Raw genomic sequence first — 15,981 nt, 5'->3', positions numbered from 1 at the left:
AATTAGATATGGATGAGAATTTAAAAGAAAGAGTTAAAAAATATCAGTATTAAAAAATCAGGTAGATTAATTTTATCTACCTGACTTATAAAATAAAAACTACTTACACACTTTTATTGACAAACCCGAATAATGATAAACTAACTAATCTTATAGCCATAAATAAACCAACTATTATTACTGTCGTTGGTATTAATTCAAATGACCTTGATACGAAATCTGGTACACTTTCTGGCATACGAATAGTAAAGTTTTTCTTTTTACACCATCTATATAACTCTACTGCAATTACTCCTGCCGCCATAGCTAAAAATAAACCTTTTGTCCCTAAATATTTAATGTTCATTCCACCATCTTCAAGGAAATTAAAAGTCATTAAAAGGAACCCAACTCCTCCTAACACCATAGCTCCTGGAATATATAGTTTATAGTGTTCTCCAAGGAAATAAGTTATACATAAACATACATAAAGCCCCATCATGCCTATTGTTAGATAGAAAGGTAGATAAAAATTATCCATATTAGCCATTATAAAATCAGCTATAGGATTTCCTTCTCCTAGAATGTTACCTATTGCCTCTGGTATTAAACATAAACTTCCTATTATAAGTATTGGTGTCATTGCCACCATAGATTTCTTTATAGCACTTAGATGAGGTTGCTTATCCATCTTTTGCGCCAATGGTGTAAGATATTTGTTCATAAATTTCTCAAATTTCTCAAACATTGCTTTTCCCCTTATTTTTATATATTTTTTACACTGCAAAATTACATATTTGCTTTTTTATGAGCTATTAGTGCCATTTTTAGAGCTGTTGCTCCATCCATTTTTCCATAAGTATCTTGATCTATAACTACGTATGGTATATTATTAGGTTCAATTATTGGTTTGATGTAATCAAGTCTATGAGCTATTTGTGGCCCTATAACTAATACATCACAGTTATCTCTTTCTTGCTTTAATAAATCTACTGGAATAGCAGCGAACTCAAAATCGTCATTATTTAACTTCTGACTATTCTTTACTGTGTTCTCCATATTTTTCATTAACATAGTAGTTGAAAAACCACCTGCACAACATAATACTATTCTCATATTTAGTCCTCCTTTGATTCAAATACCTCTATTAGTTTTTCTATTAAATCTCTAGATAATTGTGAAGTCATGTAATGATCCTGTGCATGAACCATTAATAAACTTAACATCGGTTTGTCTTCACCATCTCCAGATAATTCACTTTGTATTAAAGCTGTTTGAGCATTATGTGCTTCTATATCTATTTTTCTTGCTTCCTCCATACATGCTCTAGCTCCAGCATAATCTCTTTCTTTCACTTTATTTAAAGCTTCAAAAGATTTTGCTTTACTCTCCCCTGAAGATACAATAATTTGCATTATCTTCATTTCTAAATCATTCATTCTCTCTTCCTCCTAAATAAAACTTAATATGTCATCATACTGTTTTTTGCTCATTTCATTTACAATAGCAGTACATAAATTTATAACGTCTTCAACATCTCTAAGATCAACCATAGAATAGTTTCCATGGCAATATCTTAATGGTATACCTAAAACAATTGCCAATTTTCCACCATTAACTAAATGGGCATTTGCTGCATCTGTTCCTCCACCGCCAAACATATCGCATTGGAACTTTATATTTTTTTCTTTTGCTAAATTTTTTATATAATTAAGGAATTTCTTATTTGGTACCATTGTCTTGTCATAATGAACAATCATACATCCCTTAGATAGCTGTCTATTATTTGTATAATTCCTAGTTAGGTCTGGTGCACATGCCACATCTATGGCAAAAACTATATCTGGGTTTATAATATCTGTGCTTGTTTTTCCCCCTCTAGTTCCAACTTCCTCCGAACTAGTAAAACTTAAATATACATCATTAGATTTGTTATTATTTAATCGTTTATCTAGTTCTTTTAATACATAGCACCCTATTCTATCGTCTAATGCCTTTGCCATTAGTACATTTTCATTTAGCATTTCACTCTCACTATCAAAACAAACCATATCGCCTATGTTTATTCCTAAAGTTTCAACTTCTTTTGCAGAACTTACACCTATATCAACATAAACATCTTTCACACTATGTTTATCATCATAAGCACAATTCATTAAACCTTTAACTTTACTTCCATCTACTTTCGTAACAGTAACTTTTTGAAATGATTTTGCTGAGTCTTTAACTCCACCTACATTTGTTAAATGAAGCATTCCTATATCACTTATATATCTAACCATGAAACCTACTTCATCCATATGAGCACAAAACATCATTTTTATTCCTTCGCCTTTATGATGTACTATCATACTTCCAAGATTATCAAATTCAACTTCCCCTTTAATATCTTCTATTAATAGATTTCTTATTTCTTGTTCCTGTGAAGCAATTCCATCTGCTTCACATAATTTCTTTAAGTATTTAATATCCATTACAAACCTCTATATTCTTTCATTAATTATTGCTACAAATTCTTTAAAAGTTTTAACTTTTGTAAGTAATTGTACTGTTTCAACATCACTCATGACTTCATATAAATCATTTGTTATTTTTTTGTGTAGTTCTAAACTTTCTTTCTTCAAACAAACCATAAATATAATGGAAACCTTTTTTCCTTCAAACTCTATTGGTTTTTTCAGAACTTTCACAGCAACTAAATTTTCGTTACCATTCATTTCTATTGGATGAGGTATTGCTACCCCATTTAAATATATAGTTGAAGAAAAACCTTCTCTTTTTAGTACATATTTAGAGTAATTACTTCCACCTATTTTGTCTTCTTCTATGTCTTTAGAAGTTTGTTCTAAACATTTCATATAGTCCAGAGATTTCTCATCTATATCAAAATAATCTATATTGAAGAACTTACTAATAAAAGCTGTTTTTTTCTCTTGTATAAGTGACTGATTAAAATTTTCAAACATTACTAACTCTTTTATTCTTAAAATATCGTAGTCATCTAAAAGCTCTTTTATATATATAACTGGTACTTTTAAATTAGTGTCTATTTCACAAATAGAAAAAATAATGTCAGGATTAAAATCTTCCATTTCTTTTACCTGTAGTATAGAAAAGGTTCTTATCTCAGTATTTTTGAATAAACCGCTTATTTTAAACTTTATCAATTGAGCACTTCCACCTCCAGATGAACAAACAATTGCTATAGAGTTATATTTTTTAAATTTATAAACTAATTGCTTCTCCATATTCATAGCAAAATGTGTAGCAATAAATCCAATTTCATCACGATTTATATCTACTTGGTATTTTGAATTAAGCATTTTGCCAAGTAATATGGCTATATTAAATGCCACTGGATACTTTATTTGTATTTCATCAATAATAGGATTTTTGTATGATATACTAAATGCAGACCTTTCTAATAAAGATGAAACATGATTTAACAAACTTTTTTTAAACTCATTATCATGATTGAAAAATGTATTATTGTTCTCATCAAATTCAGTTAGAAAATATTCTAAGTTCTTAGATAAATTATCTATAGTCTCGCTTCTTTTAACCTTTTTTCTTGTCTTGCTTTTAATTAGACTTATTAAATCTTCTTTGTCTGATTCAAATAATTTAATATTAGAGCCTTCTACTTTTCCTAAATCATTATTATTTTCATCTAATTCAATGAATTTTTCATTTATATATATAGTGATTTTTAGCCATGATAATATCTCTTTTAACTCCATATAATTAATAACTAAGTTTTTTTCTTTAAGTTCATTTATTAATTCATCTTCAACATTTTTAAAATCGTTTTCCACAACACTATCAATATGTTTTTTTATGATTTCATTTTCATTTGTGTAAAGTTCCACAAGTAAATTTCTGCGTTCTTTCATTCCATTACATATTTTTATTCCATAGTGAGCTTTTCTCTCCAATGTAAGATTATATTGCTTTAAGTAATTATTTGTCTCTTTCATGTGGCCTTTTATTACTGATCTACTAGATTGTAATTGTTCTATTAAATTATCTATTGTTATATAATTTTCATTAAGAGCAATAAAAGCAATTATATTCTCAACATTTAGCTTAGGTTGATTACTTACTTGTTTTAATTCTTTTATAAAATTATTAAATATTAATTGATTTTCTATTTCTAAAAGATATCCACTACCTCTTTTTTGATTTAGAGAAAAACCTTTTTTCTTTGATATATTCGTAAGATAAGAAAAATCATTTTGTACTGTTCTCTTAGATACAGAGTATCTATCCATAAAATATCCTATAGACAAATATTTATTGGCATCAACTAAATCATTAATAATATTTAATATTCGCATCATTACACCTCCCATTGCCCAAACTCTTTAAATTATATATTTTTAACCTTTAGTTAATAAACATTTTATAATGAATATTTAAATATATCATATAAATATATTTTAATATTTTATCACAATTCACGGTATATGTAATATTATGTAATCTTGTGTAAGATACTTATATTTTTATTATACGTTCTTGTGTATATGTAAAAAAGGTTTTTAATTTCATCATAAGATGCAAAAGGTTACCTAATACTTTTTTCCACAAAAAAATAGATATCATACATATTAGTATGATATCTACTTGAAATTTCTCTATCTTAAAACACAGTGAGCAATAAGTCTATCAAATTCTCTCACATCTACACCTTTTTGCAATGTTATTTTTATATGACCTGCTCTTGTCCAAATCTCTACTTCTGCACTTAAATCAAACAACATTCCTGCTGTCTCTGTTGACCACATGTTTATTGATGAATATGGTATGGAGTAAATCTCAACTTTCTTGCCTGTTAACCCTTGAACGTCTCTTATTACTATTCTTTTGTCTGTAAATGTTGCACTATCCCTTAAAGTTCTGTAGGCTGTAACTGCTACTTCCCCTGGTGCTAGCACATCTACTATATCTTCTGGTATTTTACATTTTGAAATAAAGATCCATTCTAAAATATTATCTATTTCAGCCATAATATTCTCCCTTTTTATTATAAATTTAGTATTATATTAATATTATAGCAAAAAAATGACTATGCTTTTGCATAATCATCCTCTTCATTTAAAAATTAAATTTAACCTTTAAGTTTTTGAATATTAAATTTGGCCATTTATTTAATATTATTTGTTTACTATTAATAATGCTATTGCATTTATGAAAAATAGTACTGATACTATCTTAGTTGATTTTAAAAGAAATGCTTGTTTTCCTTTTGGTTTGAAGTAAGCTTGTGAACCATCTCCTCCACCACTAAAATCCGATTTAAAGTTATCTTTACCTTCTTGTGGCATGATAACTAACATTAAGAATACGGCTAAAACAAGTTGTATCCCCATTAATACATTATTTATCATAATGTAACCTCCTATTTATGATATTAATAAATATTCAACCTTTAGTTTATCATAATATGGTGTATTTTACAACGAATAGACTTTGCTTTTATCCACAAATTCAACTCTTTATTATTATTTTTCTCTATAAGTATTTCAAATATTCTTCATATCCTTCGTCTTTCATTTTTTCTTTTGGAATAAATCTTAAGGATGCAGAATTAATGCAAAATCTAAGTCCTCCCATTTCTTCTGGTCCATCTTCAAACACATGTCCCATATGAGCTCCACTTTTATTCCCCTTAACTTCTACTCTTTCCATGTTGTGAGAATAATCTTCATAAAAATTTAGTATTCCTTTTCCCAGTGGTTTTGCAAAACTAGGCCATCCACAACCTGATTCAAACTTATCCTTAGATGCAAATAAAGGTTCTCCACTTATAATATCCACATAAATTCCTGCTTCAAAATTATCATAATATTCATTTTCAAAAGGTGGCTCTGTGGCAGAATTTTGAGTTACTTCATATTGAAGTGGTGTAAGATTTTTCTTCGCCCACACTTTTTTAATATGTTTTGCTCTTCCTGAACCTTGGTAGTATCTATTATAATGCTCTGGATTTTTCTTATAATAATATTGATGATAGTCTTCTGCTTCATAAAAAACTTCTGCTTTTCTAATTTCTGTTGCTATTGGCTTGTTGTATAGTCCACTTTGTCCTAATTCCTCTTTAGATTTTTCTGCTTCTTTTCTTTGATTTTCATCATGATAAAAAATCACTGTCTTGTAATGATGCCCCCTATCAGCAAATTGTCCTCCTACTTGAGTAGGGTCTATAACACTCCAATATATATCTAATAGTTCTTTATAACTTATTATTTCATCATCAAATGTAATTTGTATAGCTTCAATATGTCCTGTTAAGTCAGTACATACATCTTCGTAAGTAGGATTTTGTGTATATCCACCAGTATAACCTGAAATTACAGATTCTACACCTTCATACTCATCAAAAGGTTTTACCATGCACCAAAAACATCCTCCTGCAAATGTTGCTAACTTTTTCATAACAATTCTCCTTCCATGTGAATCTATCTTTATTATTTTTATTCCCTAAATAGTTTGCTGTAATCTACAAATTATTATTTATATATTAATAAAAATTGTGGTGCACTTATTCTTTGCTTGATTTACAATTATTTTAGTTATTAGTAAAGTCATATTAATTTTAATTAATAAAATATAAATATAATAGGAGTATTAATTATGAAAATTTCAGCTATACTGTGGGATTACGATGGTACCCTGGTTAATTCTGTAAAAAAGAACATAGAAGTAACTAAAGAGGTTTTAAAAAACTTTATACCTGATTTGGATAATAATCTTCCAAAGGCTCTAACATCTGTTGAAAATTATGAAGAGGCAAATTATAAATATAAAAATTGGAGAGAATTATATAAGTTTGCTTATGGATTAACAGATGAGCAAATAGATGAGGCTGGTAAGTTGTGGAGCCCTTATCAGTTAAAGGACACTACACTACCTGATATGTTTGATAAAATGGATTATGTTGTAAATAATTTATCTAATATTAAACATGGTATATGCTCGCAAAATTGTTCTAAAAATATTTATAATACATTAAAACATTATAATGTTGAAAAATGCTTTCATAGTATTATAGGGTACGAAGATATCTCATATACTGAGCAAAAACCAAATCCAATGGGATTTTTAAAATGCGTTGAAAAGCTAGATATTTCATTAGATGACAGTATTCTAGTATATATTGGTGATCATCAAGAAGATACTATTTTTGGCAAAAATGCAGAAGAATTCTATAAATCCCAAGGGTATAATACTAAAGTAATCTGTATTTCAGCAAGCTATAGTGGTAACACTCCTAGTGATTGGATTGTTAAACCAGACTTCACAGCTTATGCAACCACTGATATCTTAGATATTATTATTAAAATTAGTTAAAAAATAAGCTCATATTGATTAAGTGCAACTTTATCAATATGAGCTTATAATAAAATTTATATTCGTTGGGTTAATTATAAATTAATTATGCGTTTTCTACAGTTCTTCTTTGACATTCTTTTTTTACTACACAAGTTGCATGAGCTCTAGCCACTACTACGCTCTCTTCTAAGAAATCTGCAGCTGAATCACTAATATCACTTCTAGGAGCTATTACTTTTCTAGCTTCCATTTTCATTATTCTCGAAGTATTTCCGCATTTTTCCAACTCGCCATAAGCTTCTATGAAATCTCCTGCATATACTGGTGCTAAAAATTCTATATTATCGTATGCTCTAAATAAGCCTTCATCTCCATCACATTTTATCATTATTTCTGTTGCTATATCCCCAAATAATTGAACCATTCTAGCCCCATCTACTAAATTTCCACCATAATGTGCATCATGAGCTGCCATTCTTAATCTTATTGTTGATGTTATTTTTTCCATTTCTAAATCCCCCTTAATTTTTTATATTCATTATTTATTATTACTTAGTTTTTTAAGAGAAATATGTACTTTTTAACTTATTTACTCTAATAAACCAATTTAATAATCCTTAATTATATAAATGCTTATTGTAAGTTATACCAAACTATCTACAGTTTCTTTATCCTTATTTTTGTACTCTTTGATTGCATTTAGTAATTTAGGTAGTATAACCTTTAAATCTCCTACAACTCCTAAATCTGATGCATTAAAAATTGCAGACGTATCATTTTTATTTATAGATATTATACAATCAGATTCTTCCATACCTGCAACGTGTTGTATTGCTCCAGATATGCCACAAGCTAGATATAAGTTTGGTCTTACAGTTTTACCAGTTTGGCCTACTTGTCTAGTAGACTCTATCCAACCAGCATCAACACATGCTCTAGAAGAAGACACTTCCCCACCTAACTCACTAGCAACTTCTCTAAGTATATTGAATCCTTCTGGTCCACCTATTCCACGACCTCCAGAAACTAAAACTTTTGCTGCTGTTATATCAGTAGCTTTTTTATTTTCTTTTACAACTTCAAGTATTTCTACATTTTTATCTGTATCTGTAAATTCAACATTAAATAATTTTATTTCTCCCTCTTTATCCATATCTATATCAAGTGTAGACATAACACCTGGTCTTATTGTAGCCATCTGTGGTCTATGTTTTTTGCAAACTATGGTAGCCATTATATTCCCACCGAAAGCCGGGCGAGTCATTAATAATAGCTTGGATTCTTCATCTATAGATAAAGATGTACAATCTGCTGTTAGACCTGTATGAACTCTACCTGCAATTCTTGGTGCAAGATCTCTTCCTATTGAAGTAGCTCCAAACAATACTATCTCTGGTTCTAAGTCATTGATAATTTTAGATAAAGCTTTTGTATATGGTTCTGTACTATATTCTTCTAATATAGGGTTATCCACTACCACTACCTCATCTGCTCCATGCTTTATTATCATTTCAGCTTTATCAGCTATATTGTGCCCTAATAAAACTCCCACTACTTTTTGACCTAAATCCTTAGCCAGTCTTGTTGATTCTCCAATAAGTTCATATCCAACCTTTTGAATTTTTCCATCTCTTTGTTCTATGAATACATAAATATTTTTACTCATATTACTCTCCTCCTATTATTTATAAAACGTGCTTTTCTACTAATTTTTCCATTATTGCTGTAACAGCTTCATCTGCTGATTTATTAACTATTACACCTGGTTGTTTTGATGGCTTAGTAAAAGATTTATAAACATTAGTTGGAGATCCTGTTAATCCTATATTATCAGGATTGAAATTTTCTTTAAGCTCTTCAAATCCTAAGACTTTTATTTCTTTTTCATGAGCTTCTACTATTCCTCTAACTGACATATATCTAGGTTTAGTAGTTTCAGCTAATGTAGTTATTAAACAAGGAGTTGAAACTCTTATCATATGATATCTATCTTCAAACTGTCTTTTTATTATTAATTTTCCTTCTTCTTGTTTTACCTCTTCAGCATATGTTACTTGAGGTATTTGTAATTGTTCAGCAATTTGAGGTCCAACTTGAGCTGTATCCCCATCTATAGCTTGGCGACCAGTTATTATTAAGTCATAATCTATAGACTTAAGTCCTGCAGCTATTATAGTTGCTGTTGCAAAGGTATCAGATCCACCAAATTTTCTATCTGATAATAATACTGCATCATCACATCCCATAGCCAAAGCTTCTCTTAATGCTACTTCTGCTTGTGGAGGTCCCATACAAACAACTGTTACTGTTGCATCTAAACTTTCTTTTAATCTTAATGCAGTTTCTATACCAGCCTTATCATCTGGATTTATTATACTTGGAACTCCATCTCTTATAAGAGTATTTGTTTTTTGATCTAATTTTACTTCTGTTGTATCTGGAACTTGTTTTATACATACAACAATTTTCATTGTAAAACTCCCCCTTTTATCCCTATATGCTATTTATTTTATTTTCATTGAACCAGAAATTATCATTTTCATAGCTTCTGATGTACCTTCGTATATTTCTGTTATCTTAGCATCTCTTAAAGCTCTTTCTACTGGATACTCTCTAGAATAACCGTATCCTCCAAATAGTTGAACACACTCTCTAGCTACATCATTTGCTACTCCTGAAGCATATAGTTTACACATTGCAGCAAGAGGAGCATAATTTTCCTTATTATCTTTTGCCACAGCGGCTCTCCACACCATTAACCTTGCAGCATCAACCTTTGTTTGTAATTCAGCAAGTTTAAATTGTGTGTTTTGGAATTGTGATATTCTCTGATTAAATTGCTTTCTTTCTTTTACATATTTCACAGTCTCATTTATGCATCCTTGAGCTATACCAACAGCTTGGGCACCTATTCCTATACGCCCTCCACCAAGAGCTGTCATAGCTATCTTGTATCCTTTACCTTCTTTACCTAATAAATTCTCTTTAGGGACACGAACATTTTCTATAGCAACTTCACAGTTTGAAGCAGCTCTTATTCCCATACGAGGTATATTTTTTCCTACTGAAAGCCCTTTTGAATTTCTATCTACTATAAATGCAGACATTCCCTTAGGTCCTTTAGATTTATCTGTTAAGGCAAATATTACAAAAGTATCAGCAAAACCAGAATTTGTAGTAAATATTTTTGAGCCACTAAGTACATACTCATCTCCATCTAAAATTGCTTCTGTTTGAACTCCAGATGCATCAGTTCCTGCATTGGGTTCTGTAAGACCAAAGCACCCGATCTTACTTCCATCAACTAATGGTCTTAAATGCTTTTGTTTCTGCTCTTCTGATCCAAATTCATTTATACATGCACAAGCCAGAGATGTATGAACAGATATTGTTATCCCTGTACTTGCATCTATTTTTGAAACTTCTTCCATGCATAGTGCATAAGTTAAAACATCTGATCCTTGTCCTCCATACTCACGAGAGTAAGGAATTCCAAACATACCAGCTTTTTGTAGTTTTTTAATTAATTCTTGAGAATACTCTTCCGCTTCGTCCATATCTCTAGCTATTGGTCTAATTTCATTCTCTGAAAATCTGTAAAACAATTCCTTTTGTAGTAATTGTTCTTTTGTTAATTTAAAGCCCTCCATAGATACTCCTCCTAATAAACAATAATTCTATTAACTTATTTATATTTAAATCTCAACTCCAAGTTGTTTACAGTGAATCTTCCAAAAGATACACTCTCCATAAGAAAAGAAGCGAGAAATTAAATCCCTATGTAACCGTTTACATTTTTAAAATATTTGTTTATATGATTTCATATAAATCAACATAGTAATATATATTTTAATAATTTATTATGATGACTCTATTTTGTTTTAATAGTTTTTGTTTTATTTTGTGGGTGTTTTTAATGAATAGTAAAAGTTATGTATTTTTAGATTTGGTATTATGAATTTTTATATATATATATATATATATTTATTTTTTGTAATATTTTATTTTTTTAAAAATTTTTATTTATATTTCTAATTATAGTAACCTGTTTTATTATTGTCAATCTATTTTGTATTAATTTTTTATATTAAACAATAATTAATTATATACATTTTTTTTATGTATATTTTCATGTTTATATCTGTTATTTTGCATTATTTTGCATATTATTAATTTAGTTTTCATGCAAAATAGAGGATTATATTTGACTCTGTATTTTATTTTATTCATAACTACTAGGTTTTATTCTAAATATTATTTAGTTTTATATCCACAGGATTTACGTATTTTAAGTTTAGTTTTTAATAAAATTTCTTTAGGAACACATTCTTTTGTATTTCCACTTTCAATAAGCTCCAATAAAAGCTTTGCACCCTCTACGCCTTGCCTATATAAAGGATTTTCTACCGTGGTAAGCTTAGACTCCATCATTTTTATAATATTAATATTGTCAAAACCAACAATTGCAATATCTTCTGGCACTTTTATTCCTTCATCTCTTAGGGCTGCCATAACTCCCATTGCTATTACATCATCTGTAGCAAATATAGCTCGCGGTAATTTATCTAATTTTAATAATTTTTTAGCCTGAATATATCCATTTTCCATAGAAATTTTAGACGAAATTATATACTTTTTATCAATTGGTATACCAGCTGATTCTAGTATTTCTTCATATCCTTTTAACCTTAATTGATTTTCTATTTTACTAATAGGTCCGTTAATAATTGCCACACTTCTATACCCCATATCAACTAAATGTTTTATAGCATTATGAGTTGCTTCTCTATAGTCTATTTTAACTGTATCTATTTCAGAACCTGCATTACTTTCCCCTATAGATACTATAGGAATACCTTTTTGTCTAATAGAAATTAGTTTTTCTTTTCCTAGGGCTGTTGAAAGTACAATCAATCCATCTACACTTCTTTTTAACAGATTATCAATAGAGTCACTTTCTTGTTTTGAATCGCCATCTCCATTACACATAAGCGTAATATATCCATGTTTGTATACGATTTCTTCTATTCCTTTAACTATTTCCATATAACTTGGATTTAGTATATCTGGAACAATTAAACCTATGGTATCTCCTTTTCCTAAGTTCATTCCCCTTGCAAACCAATTAGGCGTATATTGATATTCTTCAATTATAGCCTGTACTTTTTCTAGTGTAGCTGGCGCTACTGTTTCTGGATGATTTTGTACTCTAGATACTGTAGCAACAGAAACCCCTGCTTTTTGGGCAATTTGGCGTATATCCATATTTACAACCTCCATACACAATCTTCTTCTTACTTTCATATTCCATTCTATATTCTTCATATATTTCCTTTTATTTTTATAAATAATATTTTTTATATATTCTAGCTCCAACCCTATTACCTGACACATATATCATATTCATAACTTTTTAAAGGTATGCACAATTTTGATACCTCCCGAAAACAAAAGAGCCTTAGAATAATTTCTAAGGCTCTCATATATTTAATTAATTTTTTAGTTAAGGCAAATTTATTCACCTTATAGATTTTAGCATCTCTTTCTAATTAAACTGTTTCTACTTTTATTAAGTTAGTTGTTCCACTTACTCCTCTTGCAACACCAGCAGTTACAACAACTAAATCTTCTTCATTGATATATTTAGCATTTTTAGCAGATACTATAGCATTTTCTATAACCTCATCTGTAGTTTTTGATGATGATCTTATTAATGGCATTACACCCCAAGATAATGAAAGTTGTCTCATAATTCTATCATGACTTGTTGTAGCAACTATTTGGCAATCTGGTCTAAACTTAGATACCATCCTAGCTGTATGACCAGAAGATGTTGATGTAAGAATTGCTTTTGCGTCTAAATTCATAGCAGTTGTACAAGTTGCATAACTTATAGCATCTGCAACGTTTTTAGCTTTGCTAGCTTTGCATATTAATAATTCATTATAGTTTATACTTTCTTCTGTTCTTTTAGCTATTTGAGCCATTGTTTTTACTGCTTCTACTGGGTATTTACCTGCTGCAGTTTCTCCTGATAGCATTATTGCATCTGTTCCATCGTAGATAGCATTGGCAACGTCTGTAACTTCTGCTCTAGTTGGTCTTGGATTTCTTATCATAGAATCAAGCATTTGAGTAGCTGTTATAACTGGCTTTCCTGCATCGTTGCATTTTTTAATCATTAATTTTTGAACAATTGGTATTTCTTGTGTTGGTATTTCCACACCTAAATCTCCTCTAGCTACCATTATTCCGTCAGATATCTCTATGATTTCATCTAGGTTATCAACACCTTCTTGATTTTCTATTTTAGATATTATCTTTATATCAGTTGCATTCTTTTCTTCTAATATTTCCCTTATTGCTAAAATATCAGAAACCTTTCTTACAAAAGATGCTGCTATGAAATCTATTCCTTGTTCTATACCAAACTCTATATCACTTCTATCTTTTTCAGTTATAGCTGGTAAATTTACTTTAACTCCTGGTACGTTAACACCTTTGTGATTTTTAACTATTCCTGAGTTTTGTACTTCACAAACTATATCATCACCTTTTATTTCTTTAACAGTAAGTCCTACTAAACCATCATCGATTAATATAGTATCTCCTGGCTTAACATCATGAACTAATCCTTTGTAACTTACTGTACATATTTCTTTATTTCCCATAACATCTTTCATTGTTATTGTAAAAGTTTGCCCTTCTTCAAGAAGAACTTCTGGGTCTGAGAAGTTTCCTGTTCTTATTTCTGGTCCTTTAGTATCTAAAAGTATGGCAGTAGGTTGTCCTAACTCTTCTCTAACTTTTTTAACTAAATCCATTCTCACTTTATGCTCTTCATGAGAACCATGAGAGAAGTTCATTCTACATACATTTAATCCGTTGTTTATAAGATCTCTTAATATTTCCTCAGTTTCACTAGCTGGTCCTAATGTACAAACGATTTTAGTTCTTTTTGTCTTATCCATAATAGTTCCTCTCCATATCTTGTAGATTTCATCAATCTATCATTTTGTCTTATATTTTCAATTTCACTTCAATAAAAATACGTTTTCCCATATATATTCCCTTATACACATGATTTGTATACAATGTGCAACTTTTTTATTATATTAGGTTAAAAAAATCCCAGCCATACAGTAATTAGTACCGCAAGTGGCTAGGATTTTTAATTATATTAATCTCTTTATTTTATAACCTATTTCTTTAAGTTGTAGAAAGAGTTTAATCCACAGTATCTAGCGCAGTCTCCAACCATTTCTTCTATTCTTAATAATTGGTTGTACTTAGCAACTCTATCAGTTCTTGATGGAGCACCAGTTTTTATTTGTCCTGCATTTACAGCTACAGCTAAGTCAGCTATAGTAGTATCTTCAGTTTCTCCTGATCTATGAGATATTACTGCAGTGTATCCAGCTCTCTTAGCCATTTCTATAGCATCTAAAGTTTCAGTTATAGTACCTATTTGGTTAACTTTTATTAGTATAGAGTTAGCAACACCAGCGTCTATACCTCTTTCAAGTCTTTCAGTGTTAGTAACGAATAAGTCGTCTCCAACTAATTGTAATTTGTTTCCTAATCTTTCAGTAAGAACTTTCCATCCATCCCAATCTTCTTCGTCAAGACCGTCTTCTATAGTTATTATTGGGAAGTTGTTAGCCCAATCTTCGTATAATTCAACCATTTGCTCAGCTGTTAATTCTTTTCCTTCTCCAGCTAAAACATATTTTTTAGTTTCTTTGTTGTACATTTCTGTAGCAGCAACGTCTAATCCTAACATAACGTCTTTTCCTGGCTCGTATCCAGCTTTAGCTATAGCATCAACTATTAATTCTAATGCTTCTCTGTTTGATCCTAAGTTTGGAGCAAATCCACCTTCGTCACCTACACCACAAGCAAGTCCTTTTTCTCCAAGAACTTTCTTTAATGAATGGAATACTTCTGCACCCATTCTTAAACCTTCTTTAAATGAAGGAGCACCAACTGGTAATATCATGAATTCTTGAACGTCAACGTTGTTATCAGCATGTTCTCCACCGTTTAATATGTTCATCATTGGAACTGGTAATTGCTTAGCGTTTACTCCACCTATGTATTGGAATAATGGTAATCCTAATTCTTCAGCAGATGCTCTAGCAACAGCCATAGATACACCAAGTATTGCGTTAGCTCCTAATTTACCTTTGTTGTGAGTTCCGTCTAATTCTATTAATAGTGCATCAACACCTGGTTGATCAGTTGACTCCATTCCTTCTAATTCTTCAGCTATTATGTTGTTTACGTTATCAACAGCAGTTTGAGTTCCTTTTCCTAAGTATCTTCCTTTATCACCGTCTCTTAATTCAACAGCTTCGAAAGCTCCTGTAGATGCTCCAGATGGAACTATAGCTCTACCTTCTGCACCTGATTCTAAAACTACTTCAACTTCTACAGTTGGATTTCCTCTTGAGTCTAGGACTTCTCTTGCGTATACTGATTCTATTACTGACATGGTATTTCTCCCTTCGATTTAAATAATTTATTTGCTAACTTGCAATTTCAAATTTAAAATGCTTAATTTAAAATTTATTATACTTATTGATGGGTAAGTTCATAAATTTCTTTATTATTATTTTAAATTTTTATTATAAATATAATTTTTTTCTAAATTAGCAACCTTTTTAT

Annotated in this window: 15 protein-coding genes and 1 pseudogene; 1 reads left to right on the top strand and 15 read right to left on the bottom strand. The window is 29.9% G+C overall.

The annotated features are described in order from the left end of the window. Positions 1-103 precede the first annotated feature (103 nt). The 8 genes from K0040_RS12055 to msrA all read right to left on the bottom strand — a co-directional run bounded on the left by K0040_RS12055 (position 104) and on the right by msrA (position 6,417). Positions 104-727: a PTS transporter subunit EIIC gene (locus K0040_RS12055; RefSeq protein WP_228109041.1), complete on the bottom strand. Its 624-nt coding sequence runs from the start codon at positions 725-727 to the stop codon at positions 104-106. A gap of 41 nt (positions 728-768) precedes the next feature. Beyond that, positions 769-1,095 (bottom strand): PTS sugar transporter subunit IIB, encoded by a 327-nt coding sequence (locus tag K0040_RS12050; protein ID WP_228109040.1) that lies wholly within the window; start codon positions 1,093-1,095, stop codon positions 769-771. 2 nt (positions 1,096-1,097) lie between these two features. Next, complete coding sequence (locus tag K0040_RS12045; RefSeq protein WP_228109039.1) at positions 1,098-1,418, bottom strand: PTS lactose/cellobiose transporter subunit IIA; 321 nt, start codon at positions 1,416-1,418, stop codon at positions 1,098-1,100. A 12-nt stretch (positions 1,419-1,430) separates the two neighbouring features. Next, positions 1,431-2,453: an aminopeptidase gene (gene ypdE / locus K0040_RS12040; RefSeq protein ID WP_228109038.1), complete on the bottom strand. Its 1,023-nt coding sequence runs from the start codon at positions 2,451-2,453 to the stop codon at positions 1,431-1,433. 9 nt (positions 2,454-2,462) lie between these two features. Further along, complete coding sequence (locus tag K0040_RS12035; protein WP_228109037.1) at positions 2,463-4,319, bottom strand: BglG family transcription antiterminator; 1,857 nt, start codon at positions 4,317-4,319, stop codon at positions 2,463-2,465. 297 nt (positions 4,320-4,616) lie between these two features. Continuing rightward, positions 4,617-4,988, bottom strand: a complete 372-nt coding sequence (locus tag K0040_RS12030) for a PH domain-containing protein (protein WP_228109036.1) — start codon at positions 4,986-4,988, stop codon at positions 4,617-4,619. Positions 4,989-5,135: 147 nt separating this feature from the next. Continuing rightward, positions 5,136-5,369, bottom strand: a complete 234-nt coding sequence (secG, locus tag K0040_RS12025) for a preprotein translocase subunit SecG (protein ID WP_228109035.1) — start codon at positions 5,367-5,369, stop codon at positions 5,136-5,138. 124 nt (positions 5,370-5,493) lie between these two features. Continuing rightward, a complete protein-coding gene (gene msrA / locus K0040_RS12020; RefSeq protein ID WP_228109034.1) occupies positions 5,494-6,417 on the bottom strand; it encodes a peptide-methionine (S)-S-oxide reductase MsrA in 924 nt (307 codons plus the stop codon). A 198-nt stretch (positions 6,418-6,615) separates the two neighbouring features. Here msrA and K0040_RS12015 point away from each other — a divergent pair, with 198 nt between their 5' ends. Continuing rightward, the gene (locus K0040_RS12015; protein WP_228109033.1) at positions 6,616-7,332 is read left to right on the top strand and encodes an HAD family hydrolase; all 717 of its coding nucleotides are present in this window, start codon (positions 6,616-6,618) and stop codon (positions 7,330-7,332) included. An 85-nt stretch (positions 7,333-7,417) separates the two neighbouring features. Here the strand turns inward: K0040_RS12015 and kal are convergent, their stop codons facing one another. The 7 genes and pseudogenes from kal to eno form a co-directional block, all read right to left on the bottom strand. Beyond that, positions 7,418-7,822, bottom strand: a complete 405-nt coding sequence (kal, locus tag K0040_RS12010; protein WP_265588876.1) for a 3-aminobutyryl-CoA ammonia lyase — start codon at positions 7,820-7,822, stop codon at positions 7,418-7,420. A 135-nt stretch (positions 7,823-7,957) separates the two neighbouring features. Next, positions 7,958-8,980: an electron transfer flavoprotein subunit alpha/FixB family protein gene (locus K0040_RS12005; RefSeq protein ID WP_228109032.1), complete on the bottom strand. Its 1,023-nt coding sequence runs from the start codon at positions 8,978-8,980 to the stop codon at positions 7,958-7,960. Positions 8,981-8,999: 19 nt separating this feature from the next. Continuing rightward, a complete protein-coding gene (locus K0040_RS12000) occupies positions 9,000-9,785 on the bottom strand; it encodes an electron transfer flavoprotein subunit beta/FixA family protein (protein WP_228109031.1) in 786 nt (261 codons plus the stop codon). 33 nt (positions 9,786-9,818) lie between these two features. Beyond that, entirely contained in the window at positions 9,819-10,964 is a 1,146-nt protein-coding gene (locus K0040_RS11995; protein ID WP_228109030.1) for an acyl-CoA dehydrogenase family protein, read from the bottom strand. 604 nt (positions 10,965-11,568) lie between these two features. After that, positions 11,569-12,639 (bottom strand): LacI family DNA-binding transcriptional regulator, encoded by a 1,071-nt coding sequence (locus K0040_RS11990; RefSeq protein WP_228109029.1) that lies wholly within the window; start codon positions 12,637-12,639, stop codon positions 11,569-11,571. A 227-nt stretch (positions 12,640-12,866) separates the two neighbouring features. After that, a pseudogene (gene pyk, locus K0040_RS11985) lies at positions 12,867-14,288 on the bottom strand (pyruvate kinase); the annotation flags it as partial. A 227-nt stretch (positions 14,289-14,515) separates the two neighbouring features. Then, complete coding sequence (eno, locus tag K0040_RS11980) at positions 14,516-15,808, bottom strand: phosphopyruvate hydratase (RefSeq protein ID WP_228109028.1); 1,293 nt, start codon at positions 15,806-15,808, stop codon at positions 14,516-14,518. Positions 15,809-15,981 lie beyond the last annotated feature (173 nt).

Origin of the sequence: Terrisporobacter petrolearius (assembly GCF_020748185.1) — a bacterium.
GTDB classification, from domain to species: domain Bacteria; phylum Bacillota; class Clostridia; order Peptostreptococcales; family Peptostreptococcaceae; genus Terrisporobacter; species Terrisporobacter petrolearius.
This window is presented reverse-complemented; position numbering and strand designations above follow the sequence as displayed.